Origin of the sequence: Pseudovibrio sp. FO-BEG1 (assembly GCF_000236645.1) — a bacterium.
Taxonomy (GTDB): domain Bacteria; phylum Pseudomonadota; class Alphaproteobacteria; order Rhizobiales; family Stappiaceae; genus Pseudovibrio.
Genome location: NC_016642.1, coordinates 2,851,455 through 2,874,747 on the forward strand (window position 1 = coordinate 2,851,455; position 23,293 = coordinate 2,874,747).

Genomic DNA, 23,293 nt, shown 5'->3' on the forward strand with positions numbered 1-23,293 from the left:
TCATCCCATTTTTTGACGAGTAAAGCATGCCTGCAAATCCCATTTTCTCTGATGACTATTTCGAAGCTCAAGAGCGTTTCATCAACTTATCCCAGCGCCTCGGTCTCGAAATGGAAGTGATCCCGCATCCCACCTTCAAAAGTGAGGAAGGGCCTGTGCAGATGGCTGTCGCAGTGCAGGGTAAGCAGGAATGTGAGCATGTTGTCTTCATCACATCCGGCGTGCATGGAACCGAGCTGACTGCCGGCTCCGGCATACAGTTGGACCTGATGCAGCGCTATCTGGATCAGGTGCCGTCAAACACGAAAGTGGTCTGGGTACATGCAGTCAATCCGGCAGGCTGCGCGATCTTCACCAGAACTGACGAGAACAACGTCGACAACAACCGCAACTCCATCAGCTTTGACGGGGAACTGCCGCAAAATCCGGATTACGAAGAGCTTCACACCGCCATTTGTGCACCCGAAATTACCGGTGAGCCATGGGCAAAAGCCAATGCTGAGATCAAAGCCTACACCGACAAGAACGGCGCTGGCGCACTCACCCAAAAAGTCCTGAAAGGCCAGTACACAGTGCCAATGGGATTGTTCTACGGAGGCGTCGAAACCTCCTGGTCCACCACAACGTTGAAGCAGGTGATCTCGCGGTACGGACAAGGTGCAAAACGCGCAACGATTATCGACCTGCACACAGGCGTTGGGCCAAGCGGCTTCTGTGAGGTGATGGATCTGAGTTCCAAACCGGGAGAAGAGGTGGAGTGGAGCCTAATCGGTGGCTTCATGGGTGATGCCATCGATCTGCTGGATCTGGACGAACCACCCACAAAGCTCATTCTTGAGTTTGGCACGATCCCGTTTGAGCAAGTGCTTGATGCCCATCGCCGCGACAACTGGCTGAAACGCAATCGCGATACTGTTGCGCCAGAACTTGCAGCAGAGATCCGGCAGGAGCTCAAAGATGCACTCTTCGTGGATACGCCGGAATGGTGTGAAGCGTTGCTAACTCAAAGCCGCGATGTGTTTGAGCAGTACGTTCTGAAAGTCGGCGCGGAAGTTTAAGGCAAAATCTCAGTCCCATCATAGGCCAGACATTTGCCTGTTTGGGACTGATCCACTTTGCTGATTACATCCAGCAGCATTGCGGCAGACTTGGCAGGGCGCATCATTTGCCCCTCTGGAATGTTGCGCTGAAACGGTTTGGAAAGATCGCTGTCGACCGTCCCCGGATGCACACCAATAACAACCGAGCTTTGATGCGTGCGCTGCATCTCAATTGCCGCGCACCTGATCAGCATGTTCAAAGCTGCCTTCGACGCGCGATAAGAATACCATCCTCCGAGATAGTTATCGGAGACACTGCCAACACGTGCCGAGATTGCTGCAAAGACCGCCTTTTTATGCTTCGACAACAGGGGCAGGAAATGCTTCATAATCATCGCTGGTAAGATCGTGTTGGTGTGAAGAGTTTCTTCCATGCTGGCGATGGAAAGCGACCGCATAGTTTTCTCTGGTTTGGCTGTGGCACTGTGAAGCTGCCCTGTCGGCACAAAAATCAAATCAAGCCCACCAACCGCTTTGATTGCTTCTGCATTGGCCTGCAGACTTTCCAGATCTTCCAAGGAAAATGCGTGGCTCTCAATCCTGTCGTGTTTAGGAATGCGTTCAGGTGAGCGCGCAAAGCAAAACACTTTGGCTGTGCCGTATCGGTCCAGGCATTCCTGCGCAAAAGCAGAGCCAATAGCGCCGCTTGCACCAAACACTGCAATTCGTTTGGGAGAAAAGGGCATGACACATCCTTCGCAGTTTGAAACCGCGGGAAGTGTTCTTGAGCCATGCACAAACGTCAACTAGCGGAAAACAAGAAGAACCGCGAGTACGATTATAAGCATCAATGTCAGGAAGAGAATGGCTGGGGATCCTGGACTCGAACCAGGACCGACGGAGTCAGAGTCCGCTGTTCTACCATTAAACTAATCCCCAGCAGAACAGGAGGGTGGTGTTCCCTGCAATGCAGAAGCTTAAACTGAAATTGGCTGGGGATCCTGGACTCGAACCAGGACCGACGGAGTCAGAGTCCGCTGTTCTACCATTAAACTAATCCCCAGCAATAACAGTAAGTTAGCTACTGCTCGCCGACAAACAGAAGCAAGCTGCTCAATTCGTCGGTGAGAGGGCTTTTAGTGTCCGTACCGTACCTTGTCAACTTGGTTCTGGTGAGTTTTAACAAAATCAGTGGTCTAAGCGGATTTCTGGACCCTCACTTGTGAATAAGGATCTCGCCTCTGCGTGTTTTTGCGCAGCCCATCTCTCAGAGAGGCCACAATAAGGCAGCTGCTTTCCTGCACAAGTCGGGCAGTAAGCTCTTGGAGTTTCCTGCAATTTGAGAGAACCCGTTTAAATTTAGGACTGTACCATTCGAATGGGGCGATTGCTGTTTGCCATTAAACTGTTACAATGTTGCCAACTTGAAATGACTTCGGTCCGGATCGCATCCAGATGCCGTCAGGACTGCACAAAGGCATAGCACTTGAAAAAAACGGGTGAGCGGTCCTCTTCGGATGGAACGAGAACGCCCGGCGTCCCGGGAAGCTCCAAAAAGGGCAGACGGAAGCAACGCCACAGAAAGCGCCAGTCAGGAGACGCCAAAAGTGTGTCTCCGCAACGCGCTGAAACCGGTCATTCTGCTGTAGCGGCGGAAGAGACTGGCAGTTCTCGTCCTGAAGGCGCCAAGCGGCAGAGGAAGGCACGTCGCGCAAAGCCTAATCGGGCTGAAAGACGTGCGCTCTTAAACCAGAAGCTACATCCGCCCGTTGTCAATATTGATCCGGGCGGCACATCAGTAGAAGTTTTGCCACCTGCTCCTAAAAAGGAGGAGGCCAAAAAGCATGTGCCGACGCCGGGAAGGCAGGATGGAACTTCCGACAGAAAATCTCCGCGGTCTTCCCAAGGCTACAAAACCAGAGACAACGATAGCAACCGGCGCCGACACCCTGCAGATATGCGGGGCGATGGCACGCATCGTTTCCCAAACCGTCACAGACATCATGCAGCAGGGCCGCAAGAGCTGTATGCAGCGCTTGATCTGGGTACCAACAACTGCCGTTTGCTGATTGCCAGGCCTGAACAGCGTGGCTTCCGCGTGATTGATGCCTACTCCAAGATTGTTCGCTTGGGGGAGGGTGTCGGACGGAACCGGAGGCTTTCCGATGACGCCATCTCTCGCGCCATCGAAGCTCTGCAGGTCTGTCAGCAGAAAATCTCTGAGCGTGGTGTTCAACGAGCAAGACTGATTGCAACGGAAGCCTGCCGTGCGGCTGAAAACGGCGAGGACTTTGTCAGCAGAGCCAAAAAAGAAGCCGGACTGGAGCTGGAAATCGTCAGTCAGGAAACTGAAGCACGCCTTGCTGTGGCAGGGTGCGTGTCTCTGGTCGATCCTGAAGCTGATGGAGTTCTGCTCTTCGATATCGGTGGTGGTTCCTCAGAGATCGTCTGGTTGGATCTGCGCAACCGCTACGGAGCCAGAGGCTACGCTCTGACCCGCTTTGTCAGAACGTGGACCTCCTTGCCACTTGGCGTGGTCAATCTGGCTGAGCGGCACGGCGGCGTGCATGTGACGCCAGAGGTTTTTGAGGCCATGGTTGGTGATGTCTCAGAAAGATTGCAGAATTTCCCTCTTGGCAATGAACTCTCCCGTGCTATAGAGCGCGGCAACGTCCATATGCTGGGAACATCCGGGACGGTGACCACACTGGCCGGGGTCCACTTGGGCCTCAAACGCTATGATCGCCGCCGCGTTGATGGAGCATGGATGGAACAGGAAGATGTTTCAGCCATGATTAACCAGCTTTTGAATATGTCCTATCAGGAACGGGTGGAAAATCCTTGTATTGGTGAGGACAGAGCCGATTTGGTGCTAGCAGGCTGTGCGATTTTGGAAGGGATACGCCGCAGGTGGCCGTGTCAGCGTTTACGTGTCGCTGACAGAGGACTGCGTGAAGGTATTCTTATGGAGATGATGGCGGCAGACAAAGTCTGGAGCAACTCCAACCATAAGCGCCGGCGCACACCTAGAAAGGAATATAACAGATGACCCGCAACTCAAGTGGTCGTGGATCAGGTGATCGTGGCATGTTTCAGCGCGTGAAAACCGCGCGTAAACGGTCCAATTCCTCAACACTCTGGCTACAGCGCCAGCTGAACGATCCATATGTCCGCCGTGCAAAGGTAGACGGTTACCGCTCCCGCGCAGCGTATAAACTGATTGAGATCAACGAAAAGCACGAGATTCTGAAGCCAGGCATGCGCGTAGTGGATCTGGGCTGTGCACCGGGTGGCTGGTCTCAGCTGACCGCACCAATCGTTGGTTCCACAGATGATGACCCGCTGGTTGTTGGTATCGACTATTTGGAAGTTGAGCCAATCCCTGGCGTGGTGATCCTGCAAAAGGACTTTCTGGACGACGATGCGCCGGACGAGCTGATGAAAGCGCTTGGCGGACATCGCCCTGATCTGGTCATGTCCGATATGGCGGCCCCAACAACAGGTCACCGTCAGACAGACCACCTGCGCACGACCTATCTGTTCGAGATCGCAATTGATTTTGCGCGCCAAAACCTCAACGAGGGCGGCACGTTCCTCTCCAAGGTGTTTGCTGGCGGTGCAGAAGCAAACTTGCTTCAGGATTTGAAAAAAGAATTCAAGTCCGTGGTGCACATCAAGCCACCAGCAAGCCGCAAAGGCAGCCCGGAGATGTTCATTCTCGCCCGTGGCTACAGAGGCAAAAAGTAATCATCAAAAGGCCGGTCTTGACCGGCCTTTTTGCTGCATGCAGTCTAGTGGTGCAAGTGTGCCTGCTCATCCACTTTGTTTTTGCCAAGGTTCACCGGCAGGAACCAGAAAAACACAGCGGGCAACAGCGCAAATAATCCGGTGCAAACAGAAAGCCAGATGAAATCTGGCCCAGTCAGCATATCTGCACCCGTCACATTTTGACGAACATGCAGCACTGCCGCTGCAAATCCCACAGCCAGCGATATGGAAAGCTGCTGAACAAGGCCCGCAAAGCTCACGCCTTGATTGACCAGACATCGCGTGAGATCCGCATAGCTCGCTGTATTCGCGGACGTGAATACAAGGCTGCGCGTGAAGCCTATCAGCAGAATAAGCACTGCGACTGCTGCAAGTGACTGCGTGAGCCAGACAAAGCCCACCGCCAGTGTCAAAATGGAAAGCGCAGCAGTGCAGGGCAACAGTACACCGCGGAAGCCAAGCGTCTTGATCAGGCGATGCGCAACGGTTCTGGATAGCAGGGCGCCCACCGCTGCAGCTCCCATCAGGAGGCCTGTGGTCAAGCTATCAAGCCCCATTGGTATCTGCAAAATAAGCGGCATCACAAACGCAAAGGAAGCCACCCCAATGCGCAGTGGCACCGCTGCAAAAGTGGAAAGGCGATAACTCACATTCGTGAAGAGCTTTGGGTCAACCACGGGATGTGCCGCCCGTTTTGCGTGCCAGATGAAGGCCAGAGCGCAAAGAAGACTGGCCGTGAACAAGCTTCCCGGAATAGAGGCCTCGCTCGTTACCTTGGTGAGATTTGCTATGCCCGCAAGCAAGAGAGAGGCAGCGCTGCCAAGCAGGATGAAGCCCGGAAAGTCAAAAGGGACCTTGTTTTTGCGTTTGTAGTCTCGAAAGTAAAAACTGCTCATCGCTCCCACAGCAATGCAAACGGGGACGTTGATGAGAAAGATCCAGCGCCAGCTCAGATAATGAACGATCACCCCACCCAGAAACGGACCAAACGCAATCCCGAATGCTGCCGGCGTCACCACCCAGACCATCGCTTGCACAAGGTTCTTCGTACCAGCCATGCGAATAACTGTCAGGCGTCCAATTGGCATCAAAAACGCACCAGCAACACCTTGCACACTGCGGGCAATCAGCAGGTGGGTGAGGTTTGTTGAAAGCGCACACGCAACAGACATACTAAGGAACAGGATCGTGGCTGCAACGAACAACCGCTTGGAGCCAAACCGATCTGCGGTCCAGCCTGAAATGGGAATAAACACCGCCAGTGTTAGTTGATAGAGCGAAATCGTCAAATGCAGCGACAGCGGATTGATGTTGAGATCCCGCGCTATGGTCGGGATAGCAGTTCCCAGCACCGTCGCATCCAATTGCACAAGCAACAGCGTCATGCCAACGATCACAGTCGTCATGCGGAGGCGGTGTGGCATGCGTTGGGCTTTCTGGTTTCCAAAGGGTGAGGGGCTTTGTCAAAGGCTCAGCACCCTGCACTGGTGATCTGCTGTCAAAAGCTCACCCTAGAGGAACTCAGTCTACCAACAATCATTGGTCCACCACGTAATTTAATAAAATCAATGGGGTAGGGCGAAAACATGCAATCTGCTTTCTGAAATTGACAAATGACCCCTTTTCAAATCGGAAAAGCCGTGGTAGTGACCCGCGTCAACTTCTCTATCATTTCAGGCAACTCTGCAATCAAATCCACTTGAGCAGGGAGTGGATCAGGGTGGTCTATATCTATCCGAAGGGAACTTGGCGATGCCTACATTTTACGAACCATCTTCAGGTCACGAAGCGCTGACTTTTGATGATGTTCTGCTCCTCCCAGGGCATTCCGAGATCATGCCAGCGCAGGTAGATCTGCACTCGCGTATCTCTCGCAATCTTCATTTGCATTTGCCGATCCTCTCTTCCGCAATGGACACGGTGACCGAAGCACGCCTTGCGATCGCGATGGCACAGGCTGGCGGTCTGGGTATCATTCACAAGAACATGCCTCTTGAGCGTCAGGCTGAAGAAGTCCGGCAGGTGAAGAAGTTCGAAAGCGGCATGGTGGTCAACCCATTGGTGATTGGCCCGGATGCTACGCTGGAAGACGCGCTCAACCTGATGGAAGCCCACAAGATCTCCGGTGTTCCGGTTGTCGAAAACGGTGGCCGTGGTGGTACCTCAACTGGTCGCCTTGTTGGTATCCTCACAAACCGTGACGTCCGCTTTGCCTCCAACCCAGAGCAGCTGGTATGTGAGCTGATGACCCGCGACAACCTCGTCACTGTGCGCGATAATGTGCGTCAGGATGAAGCCAAGCGCCTTCTGCACCAACACCGCATCGAAAAGCTGCTGGTGGTAGACGAAAACCAGTGCTGTGTTGGCCTCATCACCGTAAAGGACATGGAAAAGGCACAGCTGAACCCGAACGCATCCAAGGATGAGCAGGGACGCCTTCTTGCAGGCGCTGCAACCAGCGTGGGTGAAGAAGGTATGCGCCGCGCAGAAGCGCTTATCGAAGCAAGCGTGGACCTTCTCGTAGTAGACACTGCACACGGCCACTCTCAGGCTGTGATTGATCAGGTCGCAGCGATCAAGAAGCGTTACCCGAACGTGGAGCTGGTAGCTGGCAACGTGGCTACACCAGCTGCAACAAAAGCGCTGATTGATGCTGGTGCAGATGCGGTGAAAGTGGGCATCGGCCCAGGTTCCATCTGTACAACCCGTATCGTCGCTGGTGTTGGTGTGCCTCAGCTCACCGCGATCCTCGACTGCGCTGCAGAAGCTGCCAAAGCAGACGTGCCGATCATCGCAGACGGCGGCATTAAGTTCTCCGGCGATATGGCCAAAGCATTCGCAGCAGGTGCAGGCTCCTGCATGGTCGGTTCTCTTCTGGCCGGTACGGAAGAAAGCCCGGGCGAAGTTTACTTGCATCAGGGTCGTTCCTATAAAGCCTACCGCGGCATGGGCTCCGTCGGCGCAATGGCGCGCGGTTCCGCAGATCGCTACTTCCAGGCAGAGGTCTCCGACAAGCTCAAACTGGTTCCGGAAGGCATTGAAGGGCAGGTGCCATACAAAGGCCCACTCTCATCCGTCCTGCACCAGCTCGCAGGCGGCGTCCGCGCCTCCATGGGCTACGTCGGTGCACCAAACCTCCCAGAGTACAAAGAACGCGCCACCTTCGTCCGCATCTCCGGCGCTTCTCTAAGAGAAAGCCACGCTCACGATGTGACGATTACACGTGAGAGCCCTAACTATCCGGGTGCGGTTTAAAGTTAGTCGCTTAAAAACAAATGTTTACGCCTGCTTGATGTTGTTTCAAGCAGGCGTTTTTTTTGAGGACGCAGCTTGCTCTTGCTTCGACTGAGTTATGCTTAGGCTGAGCCTGTCATTTGCTTGAGGTACTCCCTTTTTCAAAAAAAATGCTTGCCAGCAGCGGGCGTTGTAATGTAGGAAGCCGCTGCTTCATCGCCATAAATCTGGAGAGTTTTTGTTTAAACAAGAGAATCGGTAACCTTGCTGACTGCCTTTTTACAGACGCGCATGTTGTTCGCATTGTAAAAAGGGTTGGATCTATTGCTCGCATGCGAGTGATGCCTGACCCGGCAGGAAGCTGAAATCCATGCACCCGCTCTAACTCGGTTGGAATGGGAGAGACTACGCATGTATTTGGGTAACCAGTTCTTATGGACATCTCCAGACAAGAGCAGAAAATTCTGCATATGTTGGCGCAAGGCGGTTGCATTCGCATCGAAAAAGACGATCACCGCCGTATTTCCAAAATTGAATTATTCACCCGTGAGGGGTGGAGGTTTTCTGGCCTGAGCGACGAGCTATTTCGCAAACTCAAGCGTCGAAAACTGATCGCGTCCAAGAAAAGCGCGCCTTATCGTGTCACCAGAAAGGGTCTTACTCTTGTGAGATCGCAGGCTGATAACCGATAAGCCGTCGCAAGCGGACCAGGTCGAGTGTTCGGCGTCGATGAGTAACGCGATTTATCGGTCTCACACTTATCTTTCAGCGCCATAACTCAACAGAGGCTGATGCTTAGTCTCTGCTGAGGCCTGCGAAGCACAGGTCCGCATAACGTGCGCAATCTGAAATTCTGATGGATCTGGTGAAGCAAAACACCAAACCAACAAGGATAAGTTCGCATGATTCATGCTGAAAATGAAAAACTAGAAATTCAAAATCTTCACTTGCACGCCTTTGGTGAGCAAGAAGGTCCAGTCATTCAAAAGATGGCAGAAGAGTTTTTGCAGCTACCAGAAACTATCTCGATAAACGTCTATCGAGGACTGAGGATAGCTGGAAATATACTCTTTTCACCATTCAGTCTGGATGATCATCCTGAGAAGAAATGCTTTCTTCTGGCACCACTTGGCGTTTTACCAGAGTACCAAGGCGTAGGCATTGGCAGGGAGCTGATTGAGAAGGGCATCTATCACCTCAAGCTCATAGGTGCTGATGCAATCTTCGTACTCGGCTACCCGAAATACTACGCCTCCAGAGGTTTTGCTCCAGCCAGAGTCCTCCCGCCTCATCATAAGTTAGTGGGCGAAACGGAAGCCTGGAGAATGCTGGAGATCAATCCAGGATCCATGGACGATATCGGTGGCACTTCTGTCGCCGCCGCACCGATCATGAACCCGATGTTCTGGGATACTTCAGGAAGACCTGACTAGAAAAGCTAAGCGTGTAGAAGGGACATAGCTCCCTTCTACTAAACAAAGTAATTCGGAAGAATGTACTTTGAAATTGGAGGGGGAATGAGCTTGAGGAAGGGTTTGAGATCATGAAGAGGGGACAATTGATGCACTTAGTTGATGTCGTTTCGCTTCAACTGGCTCCATGTTGATATATTAGAATAAATTTAGCTGGCAAAGTAACTTGAAGCATTTAAATCGAGATCATGATTGAGTCGCGAAATATATGATCCCTGCATATGGAATAGAAATATTCAGCTATATTGCAATTTATCTCACGCAGAGAAAATATTTTTGCATCTTTGTCGATTATTTGAATGTTTCAATTAATTTAGAAAAAGCAATGAGTTGTATTGATAAAAATTAAGTGCGGCAAAATGTATTACTAGGTTTTCATTGGAAAACACTAGACTTAAGTTGCAATTAATTTTTGAGGGGTAGAGAGGTTGAGAATAAATTGAACTAATTCAATGGAAAATAACCATGTCACTGCGCCTCAGGATATTCGCTGCTGCGAATGCCGTGTTTTTGCTTGGCTTTATTGCCCTCATCACAGTTGTTTCAGTCCTTATGTCCAACTCTTCAGAAGAGGCAGGACAGGAGTTACTTATTGAGAACGCACAGGTTCAAGCAGATCTGGCCAATCAAACCATCAGCGAAGCCCAAATCATCACCGCAAGTTTTGCAGATCAGCTGGAACAAACGCTCCTTCATGCAGACTTGTCCCGTGAGCAGGTCGCCAACATTGCGCGCGACTTCTTTTCAAACAACCCCACTATTGATGGCCTGACCACCTCCTTTGAGCCCAACACCATCGGCGAAGATGCTGCTCATGTTGGGCAGGATTACAACAGTGAGGCAGGCCGCTTCTCTCCTTACTTCTCCCGCAAGGATGGCAAAACCGGTTGGCGGATTGCTGGTGCGGATGAGGCCGATGCAGACAGCTGGTACGGCCTTCCCCTCAGACTGGGTCGTGATGTGGTAACGCCGCCATACAGCTTTGAATCTCAGGGCGATACCGTCATGGCAGTTTCCATGTCCTCGCCTGTGTTTAATGAAAACGGCAAGGCAATCGGTGTTGTCACTGGCGATGTGTTCCTCAACGGCCTTATTGCGAGCCTTGAGGCGTCCAGAAAGTTCAAGAGCGGTTTTGTAGGTCTCGTAAGCGATGACGGCAAGTGGGTCGCACATTCCAACACCGAGCTAAAAGGTGAGGAGATCCCGGCAGATATCGCACAGCTTATTATTGATGCAGGTACGCAGCCGACCGTGATCGAGTTGGGCGACAAGGAGATTGCAACTTATCCGCTGACACTGCGTGGTACTGAGCAGGTCTGGTCTGCAATCGTAACCGTCGATAAAGCAGAGCTCCTAGCCGCTGCAAACACCACCCGCACCAACGCCATTATTACGGCGCTTATCTGCCTAGCACTGGGTGTGGTTGTTCTGTGGTTCGTCGGCTCATCTATCGCAAAGCCGGTTGTTGGTATCACTGCGCGTATGAACTCCCTGACAAAAGGGAACGTAGACGAACCTGTCGCCTTCACGGACCGCAAAGATGAAATCGGCCAGATGGCGAAAGCGCTGGAAGTGTTTGTCAGCAATGCTGTTGAGCGCCTGAAGCTGCAAAGTGAATCTGAGCAGGAGCAGGAAGCCCGCGCACTGCGTCAAAAGCATATTGATGAGCTTATTACAGACTTTGACGATACCATTCAGGAAAGTCTGACCACTGTGGCAGATAACTCCACAGAGATGGAAATCTCGGCAAAGGCACTGACAGGTATTGCGGAGCATGCAACAGAGCAGTCAACAACCGCTGCTGCGTCTTCTGAAGAGGCTTCCACCAATGTGCAGACAGTTGCGTCTGCAGCTGAGGAGCTGGCAGCGTCTATTGATGAAATTAGCCGTCAGATCGGGCAAACACAGAAGGTTGTTTCTGATGCCACATCAACAGCGCAGATAACCAACGACAAAGTCTCCAGTTTGGACAGCGCTGCTCAGCGAATTGGTGAAGTGGTGACCCTCATTCAGGCAATTGCAGAGCAAACCAACCTTCTGGCTCTCAATGCAACAATCGAAGCTGCACGTGCTGGCGAAGCGGGTAAGGGCTTTGCTGTGGTTGCAGCTGAAGTGAAAGAGTTGGCCAATCAGACCTCCAAAGCTACCGAAGAAATCTCCAGCCAAATCATTGGCATCCAAAACTCTTCTCAGGAAGCTGTTGGGGCGATCAGTGCCATCACCAGAACCATGGCTAATGTGAATGATATCACGGCAACAATTGCAGCTGCAGTGGAACAGCAAGGCGCTGCAACAACTGAGATCAGTGAGAATGTACAGCAAGCAGCTGTTGGTACGCAGAATGTTGCAGAGAGCATGGCAGGCGTCTCTTCAGCTGCCTCTGAAACCAGCGCTACTGCAAGTCAGGTCCTGTCATCCTCTCAGATCCTCAACAAGCAGGCTGATATTTTGAAAGACAACATCGCAAGCTTCCTGCGCAATGTAAAAAGCGCGTAACTGCGATCAGATACAAAAAGAAAGATGGCTCACTCCGGAAGCGGGTGAGCCATTTTTGTATTTAGCTTATCGATGAATGCGAAGAGTGAAGAAGCTGAGAATACTCAAGTATGTCAGCAGGCAAACAACTGAGTAATACCATGTCGTGGAGACTGCAAAGACTAGCTCCAACAGCGCAAGGCTGCCCAAAGAAAGAACGGCTGAAAGCAGCGCATCAGTCGTAAAAGCGCCAGCTGCGAACATGTAATGGTTTTGCTTTGCACTAACCGGGGAGTTGGATGCAATCGAAGCGCCAATAAGATCTGCCTTCAAAAGAAACAGAATGGCATTGCCAAGCAGAAAGATGGAGACCTGATAAAACATAGAACGCAACACGGGTTGTTTACAGGATTGCGACGAGTTGCGAGACAGCATCTATGTTTTTAGTAAAATGCGCTATGCGTCACGAGGTAGCGGATGAATCCCATAAATATCTGTATTTTTACTGTTATCTGCTAAATCCCGCATATGTGAGCGATGCAACACCCAAGAAATTGTTGAATGAGTTGATGTGAGCTTTGCCTCACAGATGCTATGCACTATTGAAATGCCTTGAGTATTGGCATACACGCTGCAAAGCCAAACGAATAAATCGTAAAATAGAATTCACGGAATTAGGGATCATTCATGCGCGACGGTGGACGAATTGCGGCTGCAATTGAAGTGCTGACAGAAATTAATGACCGCCGCCGTCCTGTGCAGGAAGCTCTGAAGGATTGGGGCAACAAGCACAGGTTCGCAGGATCCGGTGATCGGGTCGCCATCGGCAATCTGGTTTTTGACGCGCTGCGCCACAAACTCTCCCACGCACAGGCGATGGGATCTGAGAGTGCGCGCGCTCTTGTGCTCGCAACTTATATTTGGGGCTGGGGCAATCAGGTCGAGAAGCTGGAGCAGGTGATGGAAGAAGACCGTCACGCGCCAGAGCCTCTCTCCGATGCAGAACGCACCGCGCTGATTGAAAACAAGCAGGTCGGCGACAACGATCAGATTTCCGCAAACATCCCGGAATGGCTCTGGCCACACTTTCAGGAAAACTTCGGTGACGATGCATTGGCTGTTGGTCGCTCTCTTTCTGAGCGCGCACCAATCGATATGCGCGTCAACACGGTGAAGAGTTCGCAGGATAAAGTTCTCAAACGCTTGTCACACCTGCATCCCGAAGCAAGTGGTCTCTCACCAGTTGGTGTTCGTTTGGAGCCTGTAGTGGGGCCGCGTAAGTCACCGCACGTTCAGGCAGAAGAAAGTTTCCGAAAAGGCTGGTTTGAGCTGCAGGATGAAGCATCTCAGATTGCCTCCATCCTTTCTGGTGCCCAGCCCGGTGAGCAGGTTTTGGATCTTTGCGCAGGCGGAGGTGGTAAGAGCCTCGCCCTTGCAGCGCAGATGCAGAACAAAGGGCAGATCTACGCCTATGATGCCCACAAAACCCGCCTTGCACCGCTTTACGACCGAATGGCTCGTGCCGGTGTGCGCAACATCCAGACAATTGATCCGCAGACTGGCTCTCTGGACATCTGTGATGGCAAAATGGATCGCGTGTTCGTTGATGCGCCGTGTTCAGGCACCGGTGTTTGGCGTCGTCGTCCGGATACCAAGTGGCGTGTAACTGAAAATGCGCTGAATGGCCGTATTGAAGATCAGGCGCAGGTGCTGGAAACAGCAACCCGTTTCGTGCGCTCAGGCGGTAAGCTGATCTATGCAACATGCTCACTTGTACCAGCAGAAAACCAGCTTCAGGTTCAAGCGTTTCTCGAAAAGCATCCAGACTTCAAGCTTGTTGATCTGGCCCCAGTCTGGGAAGGGCATTTTGGTGAAGTTTCCTCTCGCCGTCCGCTGTTTAAGGATGGTGGTATGATCACGCTGACACCGCATCACACAGGAACGGACGGCTTCTTCATTGCGATGATGGAACGAGACTAAGGGTAAGCCAGCCAACGCCTATAAAAATGAAAGCCTGTCGCAGCATACCTGCGGCAGGCTTTTTTGCTAAAAGCAAAATGCTTAGTTTGAAGACTTCTCTTCGAGCTCTTCAGAAAGCTCAGGCTTTTCTTCAGTCTCGTCAGCTTGCTCCACATTTGCTGCTTCGCTGCTTTCTTCCTGAAGTGCTTCCGGCTCGTCTTGCTCTACATTCTCTGTTCCGTCAGGCTCATCTGCCTCCGCAATCTCAGTCGCACGCTTTTCTTCACGAACAGGACGTTCATAGCCTTGCTCTGCAAGGTACTCGATTTCTTTGATGGCTGCGATTGTGGCTTCCATAAACTCATGACCTCTTGCGTGAGAGGTCAGCACGTCACGGGCAGCATCGCTTGCACCTGCTGCCGCAAGTGCGGCACCAAGCGCATTAGCAACCTGCTTGTTGCCGGGCGCGAGACGCCAAGCTGCCGCAGCATGATAAACGCCAGCATACACCAGTCCCATCTTCCGCTTACCGATGCTCAGGTGCACAAGAGCCGCCGCATTGTCTGGTTCGCATGCATGGGCCAGCTCAAAGCTTTCAACGGCGCTGGCAGTGCTGTCTTCCAGCAAATAAGCATGGCCCATCGCGACAAGCACTTCCACATTGCGCGGTTGCAGATCATGTGCCTCATTGAGGCGGGCAAGAGCCTCTTCGCTCTTTTTGCGGATAATCAGCACTTTCGACAGACCAAGAAGCGCTGGAACATAATGCGGATCAAATCTGAGGGCTGCACGATAGTTCAGGATCGCTGCTTCTGCGTTCGTCTCAGCGCTTAAAGCATCGCCAAGCAATGAAAGGGCAGCAGCGCTGTTTGGTATTTGCTGAACAAGGCGTCTGGCGTAGGGCTCAGCTTCTGCATGCACATGCATCTTGATCAGAATAGTCGACAGCCCATAAAGCGCATTGCGATTTTCTGGCTCGGCTTCTACGACAGCGTCAAATGCCTCTTTAGCTTGCTCTAGATAGCCAAGCAAAAGTAGTGCGTTGCCCATATTGGCGCGCGCTGGCAGATGCTCAGGCTTCATGAACAGAACTTTGCGCAAATGGGCAACGGACTCTCGAAGGTCTCCATTGCGCAGCATGATTGTTGCCATCTTGAAGAGAAGTTCCACATCATCCGGGTAGCGACCCACGAGATCCTGATAAACAGGGATCACTTCATCAAAGCGTTCGTCCTGTTCCAGATAGGAAATCGCATCCAGTGCAGCGTTGATTTTCTCTTGCCGGGTATCGGCTTCCGGCGTTCCACGCAGTGTCTCTGTCATCTTTTACGGACCCCCTTGTTGGGCAGTGCCGTCCGTAGATCCAACCGGATGGATCTGCTGACAGGCAATTCTGCGAATCAAATTCGTATCTATGCAGTAGGAAGCCTAAGCGCTTGGCAAATCAGCGTCAAAGGTGGAACGAGTGGATCGGGAAGGAAGGCGTGGATAGATGATCTTGAACGCATCAAAACCACAATCAGGGGCTAGTGCCTGGGAAAAATCACCAATATTCAAGTCAGCTTAACCATTTTCCGTTTTTCTTATCGGTCAATGGAGTGAAGCAAAGCATTTGACGCAGGGCAAAAGGGTTATGGCCGAGAAGTACCGTGCCAACATAATGACACAGGCAAGTCTGTTTGAAGACGAACATAACGTCGAGCTGCTGAACTATTTGCCGCTTCGCATCATTGCGACAGGCCGCTTCATCGAGCGACGCCTCTCTGAGCACTTGCAGACAAATTACGGACTGTCTCTTCCTTCCTGGCTGGTCCTGAGCGCCTCTGAACGTTTGGGAGCAGTCTCAGTAAGAGAACTCGGTCCGGTCATTGGTCTGGATACGGTTGCCGTTTCCCGTGCTGTAAAGCGCCTTTCAGAAGCCAACCTCATCAAGAAGCGGGAACATCCAAGAGATCGGCGCCTGGTTCGCCTCAGCCTGACAGAAGAGGGGCGTGTTGTTCTTCGTTCTTTGGAGGCGCAGTTGGAGCAGCTCGAAAAGAACCTGCTGCCACAGCTTGATGTTCAGGAGCGCATCAGACTGGGTCAAATGATGAGCAATATCGAAGAGCACGAGCAGTCCATTTTGTAGCTTGGCGCGGCTTTGTTCAAAGCTCACAGAAAAACACCTAGCGCTCTTAGCGTAACTCCAAAATTTCCTCGGAATAGACCTTCCCAAATCAATGCGTACAGAGTAGAAGCTGCGCATGACTGACCGCATCCTCATTATTGATTTCGGATCTCAGGTCACTCAGCTCATTGCGCGCCGTGTGCGCGAGTCTGGTGTGTATTCTGAGATCGTTCCGTTCCAGTCTGCAGAAGCTGCTTTTAAGGAAATGAATCCAAAGGCGGTGATCCTGTCAGGTGGTCCGGCATCCACGACTGAAATGGGGAGCCCGCGTGCACCCCAGATCGTATTCGAGGCTGGAATTCCTGTCCTCGGAATTTGTTATGGTCAGCAGACCATGTGCGCCCAATTGGGCGGCGAAGTTGCCACATCCGACCATAAAGAGTTTGGCCGGGCGTTTGTTTCCGTCGAAAAGTCTTCTGCACTGTTTGAAGGCTGCTGGGAACAGGGCTCCAAGCATCAGGTTTGGATGAGCCATGGCGACCGTGTTGTTTCCCTTCCAGAAGGTTTTGAAGTGATCGGCACTTCAGAAGGCGCGCCGTTTGCAGCAATTGCAGACGAGAAACGCCACTTCTACGCCGTTCAGTTCCACCCGGAAGTGGTGCACACGCCAGATGGGGCGAAGCTCATTGAGAACTTCACCCACAAAATCGCAGGCTGTTCAGGCGACTGGACCATGGCGGAGTATCGCCAGCAGGCCATTCAGGCGATCCGTGATCAGGTTGGCGACAAGAAAGTCATCTGCGGCCTTTCTGGCGGCGTCGACAGCTCTGTTGCAGCAGTCTTGATCCACGAAGCCATTGGTGATCAGCTCACTTGTATCTATGTAGACCACGGTCTGATGCGCATGGGTGAAACGGAACAAGTTTTGTCCATGTTCCGCGATCACTACAACATCCCGCTGGTTCACGTAGACGCTTCTGATCTGTTCATCGGCCAGTTGGAAGGTGAAAGCGATCCAGAAGTTAAACGCAAAACCATCGGTAAGCTCTTCATCGAAGTTTTTGAAGAAGAAGCGAAAAAGCTTGGTGGCGCAGACTTCCTAGCACAGGGTACGCTGTATCCTGACGTGATCGAGAGTGTCTCCTTCACCGGCGGTCCATCCGTAACCATCAAGTCTCACCACAATGTTGGTGGCTTGCCAGAGCGGATGAACATGCAGTTGGTTGAGCCACTCCGTGAGCTGTTCAAAGACGAAGTTCGTGATCTCGGTCGCGAGCTGGGTCTTCCGGACAGCTTCATTGGGCGTCACCCATTCCCAGGCCCAGGTCTGGCAATCCGTTGCCCAGGCGGTATCACTCGCGAGAAGCTGGACATTCTCCGCCAGGCAGATGCCATCTATCTCGATGAAATCCGCAAGGCAGGTCTTTACGACGCTATATGGCAGGCATTCGCAGTTCTTCTGCCAGTGCAGACCGTGGGCGTCATGGGCGATGGCCGTACCTACGAGTTCGTCTGTGCGCTGCGTGCGGTGACCTCTGTGGACGGAATGACAGCCGACTTCTATCACTACGATATGGAGTTCCTCGGCCGGGCAGCGACCCGCATCATCAACGAAGTCCGCGGCATCAACCGCGTCGTTTACGATGTGACCTCCAAACCTCCGGGAACCATCGAGTGGGAATAAGATAATCAAAAACCGGGGAAGGGAGCTTCTCCGGTTTTTTTGTTTAAGCAGCAGGTAAAGCATAGACCAGATTTCAAACACTAAAATAATATGGTTTGTGTCTTTCTCTGTTCAGTAGGATGATCGGCGCAGGAAATGCGACTGAGAGGCGTTGCTGCGATGACAACATCGATTTTGCGTATGTTTAAGAAGAAAAAGCCGTCCAAAATGGAAACTCCAAAGGACGAGCTGGATTTTTATCTGTATCGCTACGATTCATACGAAACCTACAAAGAAACGCAGATCTTCTACAACAAGAAGAAGCTTCAAAAGATTTGGGCGGATAAGGCAACGCTTGATCGAGTGAAGAACATTGTTCGAGAAAACTTCCAACATGATCGGTTTAGAGGTATCTGCCACGGATCGAGAAACGGATTTGAACAGAACTATCTTGTTGAGGACAAAGCATTTGATGTTTTCGGGACGGACATCTCTCCCACAGCCAACCAGTTCAACCGCTCAGTAGAATGGGATTTTCACGATGAAAAAGAGGAATGGCGAAATACCTTTGATTTCGTTTACTCCAACTCGTTGGATCAAGGCTGGAACCCAAGGCAAGCACTAACGACTTGGCTCAACCAAATACATGGCGACGGCCTTGTGATTATAGAACACACAGACGCTCATGGCCCTTCAGAAGCAGGAGCCAAAGATCCATTTGGGGTGACGCCGAATGTCATGCCCTATGTATTTGCAGATTGGTTTGGCCATCAGGTCAGTACGTCGTTTGAGATCGCGAAAAAAGACAACATGGACATGCAGGCTTGGTTGTTTGTCCTGAAACGTAATGTTGAAGTGGTCGTCTAGGAAAACCATTCACCCAAACAGCTTCGCACAGCTCACGCAGTAAAGGGCAGCAGGATCAACACGCAGGCGGGCTTCGGGGATGTCTTCGCCGCATTCCAGGCAGTAACCGTATTCGTCCTCTTTGATACGTTGAAGTGCGCCGTCGATGCGTTGGAGTTCGCGGGCGCGTTGGCGATCATTGGCTTGTGCCATGGCTTGGCGCTGCATGGCGTCCATGCGGGAGAGGCGGCCAACGGACTGTTGATCGAGCGTAACGGTTGCGCGATCACTCTCAGAAATTTCAGTCAGTTCCGTAAGTTCAGCTTTGCGTGCCAGGAGTAAATCCCGGGCTTCATTGAGAGTAAGTGTCATCCGATCATCTCCCACCCAACACTCTGGGGTCAGTATGAACGGGAAACGAGAAGCTGTGCAAGCAAAACAAAAACGCCCATCAATGTGGGCGTTTAAGAAGGTACTCTAGATTTTCATCAGGCTGGAAACGGTTTCCTTTTCACCAATGAACTCGACACCTAAAGTGTCAGCCGTTCTCCAGCGAACTTCAGCCTTCACGCGTTGGCGCAAATGCACCAGATAGAGCATGAACTCATCTGGAATATCGATTGTTGTTTCCATCTTCAATCGGGCGCCGAAATCGGACAAATCGCGAATAATGCAATCGAAAACCATGGACTGGCTCGCGAAGACGATCCGTCCTTCCTTGAGCGTACGCCGACGGCGCACTCGGCGACGTTCTGTGATCTCTGTTGCACTGTCACTCTCGGACATAGAACTTTCCAGGCGCTGTTTCTGTTTGAGAATCCTTAGATCTTGCGCAAATATAGGAGTCAAACAGTCAAGTTATGATATATGCAGATAAACCACTCACCCTGATTTAGCGAGAAAACAAGGATGACCTCAAGGGTTCCTTGAAAAAGAATTGGGTAAATGTAGAAAACACCTTACGCAGGGACGATCAGGCTTATTGATATTTCACGGCGTTTGGTCACAGTGCACAAGCTCAGCTAAGGGCTTTAACGTAAAATACAAAACTAAAGGGTCACTCGATGACGCTGTTACTTGTCGGGCTTTTCATCTTTTTGGGAATTCACTTTGTCCCATCGTTTCCGGGCTTTCGTGATTCCGTCGTCCAGCGCATTGGACTAAATCCATATCGCGCAGTCTATTCGCTGATCGTGCTGACTGGCCTGTTCTGTATGATCTACGGCTTCGTTCTGGCGCGGGAAGAAGACCTGTTCCCACTGTACGTGACACCGTTCTGGTTGCGCCACCTGGCTATGACACTGCTGCTGCCGGTCTTTATTCTGGTCTTCGCGAAGTTTATCCGCGGCAATATCGCCAAGTGGACCAAAGACCCTGTCATTCTGGCCGTCAAGATCTGGGCAATCTCACATCTGCTGGTGAATGGTGAGCCATACTCCGTTGCTCTCTTTGGTGGTTTCCTTGTCTGGGCGATCTGGGCACGCATTTCTTTGAAGAAGTTCGACCGCAAGAACACCGAGACTGAGCAGTTCCCGCATGCCATTCGCAACGACATCATCAGCGTTGTCCTTGGCTTCCTGCTCTATGGCCTGTTTGTTTGGAAGCTGCACGAGTTATTGATCGGTATGGCAATCCTGACCTAAACGGGTTCTGAAACTAAATTTTTGAAACCGCTCGCATGAACAAACCATGCGGGCGGTTTTCTTTTTGGGTTGACGCTTTCGCGATGCGGAAGATTGCTTTGCAAATGAGATATCCGTGAAATACCTTGTTCTCAATTGATCTTGGGAGAGAGCAAGACATGACATTATTGATTTCAGGACTTACCGCATTTTTCACGGTGCATTTGATCCCGTCCTTTACTGGCCTGCGGGAGAGTTTGGTTCAGCGGCTTACATTCAACGGATACAGAGGCATTTACACGCTTGTCGCGTTGGGCGGGCTAGTTGCCGTTGTCTACGGTTTTGGCGCGGCATGGCATGGCGATTATACGCCGTGGTATGTGCCGCCGAGTTGGGGGCGTCATGTTACCATGCTACTGATGCTTCCAGTCTTTCCGCTGTTCTTTGCCTCTCAGCTGAAAGGGAACATCACCCGCATCACTAAACATCCGCTCATCAATGCAACCAAACTCTGGGCCGTTGCACACCTGTTTGCTAATGGTGAACCTTACTCTGTGGTGTTGTTTGGCTCGTTCCTGATCTGGGCAATCATCGTCAGGATTACCATTGCCAAACGTGAACGTATCACTCCACCGAACCGAGACTATCCGAACGCAATGAAGAACGATGTGATCTCTGTAGGGCTTGGCTTGATTTTCTACGGCCTGTTCGTGTGGAAACTACATGCAATTTTGATTGGCGTGCCGATCATAACTTGACCTTTTGCATGCGTTAAGGTTTCAAGACAGACACCAAAGTGGTTCCCTCCGGCATTTACTCTTGTAAATGTTGGCAGGGAAAACTCTTTTCTTGCCCTAATTAAGCCACTAATCGGTTGAAAGAGGTAGAGAAAGAGGTTTGCCTGCGGCTCTCTTAGTTTTAATGTGACGCCGCCCATTGGGATACCACAAACCTAAGAATCGTTGCTGCAGGAACATTTGAAGTTATGTCCGACATTTTTCGCGAAGTCGATGAAGAAGTAAGAAGCGACCAGTTTTCAAAGCTTTGGAAGCGCTTTGCTCCGGTTGTATACCTGACAGCAGGTCTTATCGTTGTAGGTACCGCAGGTTACCGCGGCTATGAGTACTGGCAGACCAAACAGTCTCAGGCAGCAGGTACAGAATTCCTGGAAGCAGTTAAGCTTTCTGATGCAGGCAACTACGCAGAAGCTCAGGCTGCTTTTGTCTCCATGGAAGGCGCAATCGGCGGCTATCCAATGATGGCTAAGATGCGTGTTGGCACCGAGCTGGCGCTGGAAGGCAAGTCTGACGAAGCCATCAAGGCTTTTGAGGCCGTCGCAGCAGACAGCTCTACACCAACCATCTACAAGGGCCTCGCAAACATCCGCGCAGCTTACCTGCTGCTGGACAGCGGTGACCTTGCTGCTGTGAAGAAGCACACTGAGGTTCTGGCTGTTGCAGGCAACACCTGGCGCTTCTCCGCTTTGGAAATTCTGGGTGCTGCTGAGTATAAGGCAGGCAACCTGGAAGCGGCACGCACACGCTTTAGCGAAGTTGTAAATGATGCAGCCGCCCCATCTGACATTTCCGGGCGCGCACAGATTTATCTAGAACTGATCACCTCTGCATTGGGCAAAGACGAAAAGGGGACTGAATAAGTGAGCGAGACCAAAAGAAAGTCTTGGAAGGCTTTGATTGGAACCGGCGCGCTTGCGCTGACGCTGGCTGGTTGTTCTTCTCTTTCCAGTCTTAATCCATTCGGCGGCGATGACGAGTTCCTCGAAGGCGATCGTCAGCCTCTGTATCAGGGCGCTCTCAAACCAGCTGCGACCGGTGGCGATGCCACGATCGGAGCGGCAACCGGTGGCTCTACATGGCCAACAGCAGCTGGTCCGAAGAGCAATGACCCGGGCAATATTGCAGTCAATGTAGGCGGCGGCGTTGCATGGTCCTCCAGCATCGGTCAGGTTCGCTCTCCAGGCTTCTTCGGCATTGGCTCCAGCAACCCGCGCACTGCAGCGCGTCCGGTGTCTGATGGTCAGCGCATCTACGTTTATAAGTCCGATGGCAATCTTGTTGCTCTGACAACAGGCGGTGCCAAGGTCTTCACAAAGAACCTGGGTCTGGAAGGCGAAAACGAAGTCGCTGCAGGCGGCGGCGTTGTGCTTGATGGCGGCAAGATCTTTGTCGCAACCGCATACCGCAATGTTTATGCTCTCGATAAGGGCGGCAACATCCTCTGGACCAAGACGCTGGAAACCCCGGTTCGCGGTGCTCCAGCAGCGTCTAATGGCAAAGTCGTTGTCGTAACCCAGGACAATGAAGTGATCGGCCTCAACCAGTCAGATGGTGAGCAGGCATGGTCCTTCGCCGGTATCGCAGAGCAGGCAGGCCTGCTTTCCTCTGCAAATCCGGCAGTTTCAGGCAACACTGTTGTTGTGCCGTTCTCCTCAGGTGAGGTTATGGCGCTTGACATTAACAGCGGTGAGCCTAAATGGATCGATACCGTTGCACGGTCCTTCCGTACACGCGCACTTTCTGGCCTGACAGATGTTTCAGCAAGCCCGGTTATTGATGGCAACAAGGTTATCGCAACCTCCGTTGCTGGTCGTACACTCGGTATCTCGCTGAAAGACGGTGAGCGTTTGTGGGAGTCTGATTTCGGTGCCGTACACACGCCGGTTGTTTCCGGTGGTACGGTATTCCTGATCGGCTTGGATGACAAATTGCATGCAATCTCAAGTAAGACCGGCAACCTTATCTGGAGTGCCAAGTTGCCAACTGGCGAAAGTGACGCCAAGAATGTCAACTGGGCAGGTCCAATTCTGGCCAATGGCCAGCTGATCGCCATGTCCAGCAATGGTTACCTTGCATCTGTGAATGCAAAGACCGGCCAGGCATCCGCATCGCGGAAAGTGACCAGTGGCGTATTTGTATCACCAATTGTTGCTGGTGGACGTATGGTCGTCCTCACCAGTGACGGAGCGGTTGCAGCGCTGAATTAAAACGTGCCTTCGCAACTGTGGCATTGAGCCCGGTTTTCGGATATGGGTACGATTAAGAACAAAAGCTTGGAGCATGGTGTCAGATAACGCCATGCTCCAAGTG

The 23,293-nt window shown here is 51.8% G+C and carries 21 protein-coding genes and 2 tRNA genes; 15 read left to right on the plus strand and 8 right to left on the minus strand.

Annotated elements, in window-relative coordinates; all coding sequences use genetic code 11:
- The first annotated feature begins 26 nt into the window (after window positions 1-26).
- The gene (locus PSE_RS13090; RefSeq protein WP_014285296.1) at window positions 27-1,058 is read left to right on the plus strand and encodes a DUF2817 domain-containing protein; all 1,032 of its coding nucleotides are present in this window, start codon (window positions 27-29) and stop codon (window positions 1,056-1,058) included.
- On the opposite strand, the gene PSE_RS13095 is transcribed toward PSE_RS13090, so the two are convergent.
- The 3 genes from PSE_RS13095 to PSE_RS13105 all read right to left on the minus strand — a co-directional run bounded on the left by PSE_RS13095 (window position 1,055) and on the right by PSE_RS13105 (window position 2,103).
- A complete protein-coding gene (locus PSE_RS13095; protein ID WP_014285297.1) occupies window positions 1,055-1,786 on the minus strand; it encodes an SDR family NAD(P)-dependent oxidoreductase in 732 nt (243 codons plus the stop codon). The two genes, PSE_RS13090 and PSE_RS13095, sit on opposite strands and share 4 nt — an antisense overlap.
- A gap of 119 nt (window positions 1,787-1,905) precedes the next feature.
- Window positions 1,906-1,979, minus strand: a tRNA-Gln gene (locus PSE_RS13100).
- Between the two features lie 50 nt (window positions 1,980-2,029).
- Window positions 2,030-2,103: transfer RNA gene (locus PSE_RS13105), tRNA-Gln, on the minus strand.
- A 546-nt stretch (window positions 2,104-2,649) separates the two neighbouring features.
- Here PSE_RS13105 and PSE_RS13110 point away from each other — a divergent pair.
- Both PSE_RS13110 and PSE_RS13115 read left to right on the plus strand, forming a co-directional pair.
- The gene (locus PSE_RS13110; RefSeq protein WP_014285298.1) at window positions 2,650-4,089 is read left to right on the plus strand and encodes a Ppx/GppA phosphatase family protein; all 1,440 of its coding nucleotides are present in this window, start codon (window positions 2,650-2,652) and stop codon (window positions 4,087-4,089) included.
- Complete coding sequence (locus PSE_RS13115) at window positions 4,086-4,787, plus strand: RlmE family RNA methyltransferase (RefSeq protein WP_014285299.1); 702 nt, start codon at window positions 4,086-4,088, stop codon at window positions 4,785-4,787. Before PSE_RS13110 ends, PSE_RS13115 begins: the two co-directional genes overlap by 4 nt.
- Before the next feature lie 44 nt (window positions 4,788-4,831).
- Here PSE_RS13115 and PSE_RS13120 read toward each other — a convergent pair whose 3' ends face one another.
- Window positions 4,832-6,232, minus strand: a complete 1,401-nt coding sequence (locus tag PSE_RS13120) for an MFS transporter (protein ID WP_014285300.1) — start codon at window positions 6,230-6,232, stop codon at window positions 4,832-4,834.
- Window positions 6,233-6,560: 328 nt separating this feature from the next.
- Between PSE_RS13120 and guaB the strand changes: the two genes are divergently transcribed.
- The 4 genes from guaB (at window position 6,561) to PSE_RS13140 (ending at window position 12,010) form a co-directional block, all read left to right on the plus strand.
- Window positions 6,561-8,063 carry an IMP dehydrogenase gene (guaB, locus tag PSE_RS13125; RefSeq protein WP_014285301.1) on the plus strand — a complete coding sequence of 501 codons (1,503 nt, stop codon included), beginning with the start codon at window positions 6,561-6,563 and terminating at the stop codon, window positions 8,061-8,063.
- 413 nt (window positions 8,064-8,476) lie between these two features.
- Entirely contained in the window at window positions 8,477-8,734 is a 258-nt protein-coding gene (locus PSE_RS13130) for a YjhX family toxin (RefSeq protein WP_014285302.1), read from the plus strand.
- A 210-nt stretch (window positions 8,735-8,944) separates the two neighbouring features.
- A complete protein-coding gene (locus PSE_RS13135) occupies window positions 8,945-9,475 on the plus strand; it encodes a GNAT family N-acetyltransferase (protein ID WP_014285303.1) in 531 nt (176 codons plus the stop codon).
- A 504-nt stretch (window positions 9,476-9,979) separates the two neighbouring features.
- Window positions 9,980-12,010 (plus strand): methyl-accepting chemotaxis protein, encoded by a 2,031-nt coding sequence (locus tag PSE_RS13140; protein ID WP_014285304.1) that lies wholly within the window; start codon window positions 9,980-9,982, stop codon window positions 12,008-12,010.
- Window positions 12,011-12,076: 66 nt separating this feature from the next.
- Here PSE_RS13140 and PSE_RS13145 read toward each other — a convergent pair whose 3' ends face one another.
- Window positions 12,077-12,373, minus strand: a complete 297-nt coding sequence (locus PSE_RS13145; protein WP_008551962.1) for a hypothetical protein — start codon at window positions 12,371-12,373, stop codon at window positions 12,077-12,079.
- A gap of 303 nt (window positions 12,374-12,676) precedes the next feature.
- Here PSE_RS13145 and PSE_RS13150 point away from each other — a divergent pair, with 303 nt between their 5' ends.
- A complete protein-coding gene (locus tag PSE_RS13150) occupies window positions 12,677-13,969 on the plus strand; it encodes an RsmB/NOP family class I SAM-dependent RNA methyltransferase (protein ID WP_014285305.1) in 1,293 nt (430 codons plus the stop codon).
- Window positions 13,970-14,050: 81 nt separating this feature from the next.
- On the opposite strand, the gene PSE_RS13155 is transcribed toward PSE_RS13150, so the two are convergent.
- Entirely contained in the window at window positions 14,051-15,271 is a 1,221-nt protein-coding gene (locus tag PSE_RS13155) for a lipopolysaccharide assembly protein LapB (protein ID WP_014285306.1), read from the minus strand.
- A gap of 310 nt (window positions 15,272-15,581) precedes the next feature.
- On the opposite strand from PSE_RS13155, the gene PSE_RS13160 reads away from it, so the two are divergent.
- The 3 genes from PSE_RS13160 to PSE_RS13170 all read left to right on the plus strand — a co-directional run bounded on the left by PSE_RS13160 (window position 15,582) and on the right by PSE_RS13170 (window position 18,585).
- Window positions 15,582-16,076 (plus strand): MarR family winged helix-turn-helix transcriptional regulator, encoded by a 495-nt coding sequence (locus PSE_RS13160; RefSeq protein WP_014285307.1) that lies wholly within the window; start codon window positions 15,582-15,584, stop codon window positions 16,074-16,076.
- Between the two features lie 115 nt (window positions 16,077-16,191).
- A complete protein-coding gene (guaA, locus tag PSE_RS13165) occupies window positions 16,192-17,739 on the plus strand; it encodes a glutamine-hydrolyzing GMP synthase (protein ID WP_008552051.1) in 1,548 nt (515 codons plus the stop codon).
- A 159-nt stretch (window positions 17,740-17,898) separates the two neighbouring features.
- Complete coding sequence (locus tag PSE_RS13170) at window positions 17,899-18,585, plus strand: hypothetical protein (protein WP_148266142.1); 687 nt, start codon at window positions 17,899-17,901, stop codon at window positions 18,583-18,585.
- A gap of 9 nt (window positions 18,586-18,594) precedes the next feature.
- Here the strand turns inward: PSE_RS13170 and PSE_RS13175 are convergent, their stop codons facing one another.
- Complete coding sequence (locus PSE_RS13175) at window positions 18,595-18,936, minus strand: TraR/DksA family transcriptional regulator (protein ID WP_014285309.1); 342 nt, start codon at window positions 18,934-18,936, stop codon at window positions 18,595-18,597.
- Between the two features lie 105 nt (window positions 18,937-19,041).
- Window positions 19,042-19,350 carry a PilZ domain-containing protein gene (locus PSE_RS13180; RefSeq protein ID WP_014285310.1) on the minus strand — a complete coding sequence of 103 codons (309 nt, stop codon included), beginning with the start codon at window positions 19,348-19,350 and terminating at the stop codon, window positions 19,042-19,044.
- A 278-nt stretch (window positions 19,351-19,628) separates the two neighbouring features.
- On the opposite strand from PSE_RS13180, the gene PSE_RS13185 reads away from it, so the two are divergent.
- The 4 genes from PSE_RS13185 to PSE_RS13200 all read left to right on the plus strand — a co-directional run bounded on the left by PSE_RS13185 (window position 19,629) and on the right by PSE_RS13200 (window position 23,190).
- Window positions 19,629-20,207, plus strand: coding sequence for an NnrU family protein (locus PSE_RS13185; RefSeq protein WP_014285311.1), 579 nt, complete (start codon window positions 19,629-19,631; stop codon window positions 20,205-20,207).
- A 158-nt stretch (window positions 20,208-20,365) separates the two neighbouring features.
- The gene (locus tag PSE_RS13190) at window positions 20,366-20,944 is read left to right on the plus strand and encodes an NnrU family protein (RefSeq protein WP_041768461.1); all 579 of its coding nucleotides are present in this window, start codon (window positions 20,366-20,368) and stop codon (window positions 20,942-20,944) included.
- 227 nt (window positions 20,945-21,171) lie between these two features.
- Window positions 21,172-21,843 (plus strand): tetratricopeptide repeat protein, encoded by a 672-nt coding sequence (locus tag PSE_RS13195; RefSeq protein WP_014285313.1) that lies wholly within the window; start codon window positions 21,172-21,174, stop codon window positions 21,841-21,843.
- Window positions 21,844-23,190, plus strand: coding sequence for a PQQ-binding-like beta-propeller repeat protein (locus tag PSE_RS13200; protein WP_014285314.1), 1,347 nt, complete (start codon window positions 21,844-21,846; stop codon window positions 23,188-23,190). It abuts the gene before it with no gap.
- Window positions 23,191-23,293 lie beyond the last annotated feature (103 nt).

Coding starts and splice junctions, on each gene's coding strand:
- PSE_RS13090 (WP_014285296.1), top strand. CDS start 27: ATGCCTGCAAATCCCATTTTCTCTGATGACTATTTCGAAGCTCAAGAG.
- PSE_RS13095 (WP_014285297.1), bottom strand. CDS start 1,786: ATGCCCTTTTCTCCCAAACGAATTGCAGTGTTTGGTGCAAGCGGCGCT.
- PSE_RS13115 (WP_014285299.1), top strand. CDS start 4,086: ATGACCCGCAACTCAAGTGGTCGTGGATCAGGTGATCGTGGCATGTTT.
- PSE_RS13120 (WP_014285300.1), bottom strand. CDS start 6,232: ATGCCACACCGCCTCCGCATGACGACTGTGATCGTTGGCATGACGCTG.
- guaB (WP_014285301.1), top strand. CDS start 6,561: ATGCCTACATTTTACGAACCATCTTCAGGTCACGAAGCGCTGACTTTT.
- PSE_RS13130 (WP_014285302.1), top strand. CDS start 8,477: ATGGACATCTCCAGACAAGAGCAGAAAATTCTGCATATGTTGGCGCAA.
- PSE_RS13135 (WP_014285303.1), top strand. CDS start 8,945: ATGATTCATGCTGAAAATGAAAAACTAGAAATTCAAAATCTTCACTTG.
- PSE_RS13140 (WP_014285304.1), top strand. CDS start 9,980: ATGTCACTGCGCCTCAGGATATTCGCTGCTGCGAATGCCGTGTTTTTG.
- PSE_RS13145 (WP_008551962.1), bottom strand. CDS start 12,373: ATGTTTTATCAGGTCTCCATCTTTCTGCTTGGCAATGCCATTCTGTTT.
- PSE_RS13150 (WP_014285305.1), top strand. CDS start 12,677: ATGCGCGACGGTGGACGAATTGCGGCTGCAATTGAAGTGCTGACAGAA.
- PSE_RS13155 (WP_014285306.1), bottom strand. CDS start 15,271: ATGACAGAGACACTGCGTGGAACGCCGGAAGCCGATACCCGGCAAGAG.
- PSE_RS13160 (WP_014285307.1), top strand. CDS start 15,582: ATGGCCGAGAAGTACCGTGCCAACATAATGACACAGGCAAGTCTGTTT.
- guaA (WP_008552051.1), top strand. CDS start 16,192: ATGACTGACCGCATCCTCATTATTGATTTCGGATCTCAGGTCACTCAG.
- PSE_RS13170 (WP_148266142.1), top strand. CDS start 17,899: ATGACAACATCGATTTTGCGTATGTTTAAGAAGAAAAAGCCGTCCAAA.
- PSE_RS13175 (WP_014285309.1), bottom strand. CDS start 18,936: ATGACACTTACTCTCAATGAAGCCCGGGATTTACTCCTGGCACGCAAA.
- PSE_RS13180 (WP_014285310.1), bottom strand. CDS start 19,350: ATGTCCGAGAGTGACAGTGCAACAGAGATCACAGAACGTCGCCGAGTG.
- PSE_RS13185 (WP_014285311.1), top strand. CDS start 19,629: ATGACGCTGTTACTTGTCGGGCTTTTCATCTTTTTGGGAATTCACTTT.
- PSE_RS13190 (WP_041768461.1), top strand. CDS start 20,366: ATGACATTATTGATTTCAGGACTTACCGCATTTTTCACGGTGCATTTG.
- PSE_RS13195 (WP_014285313.1), top strand. CDS start 21,172: ATGTCCGACATTTTTCGCGAAGTCGATGAAGAAGTAAGAAGCGACCAG.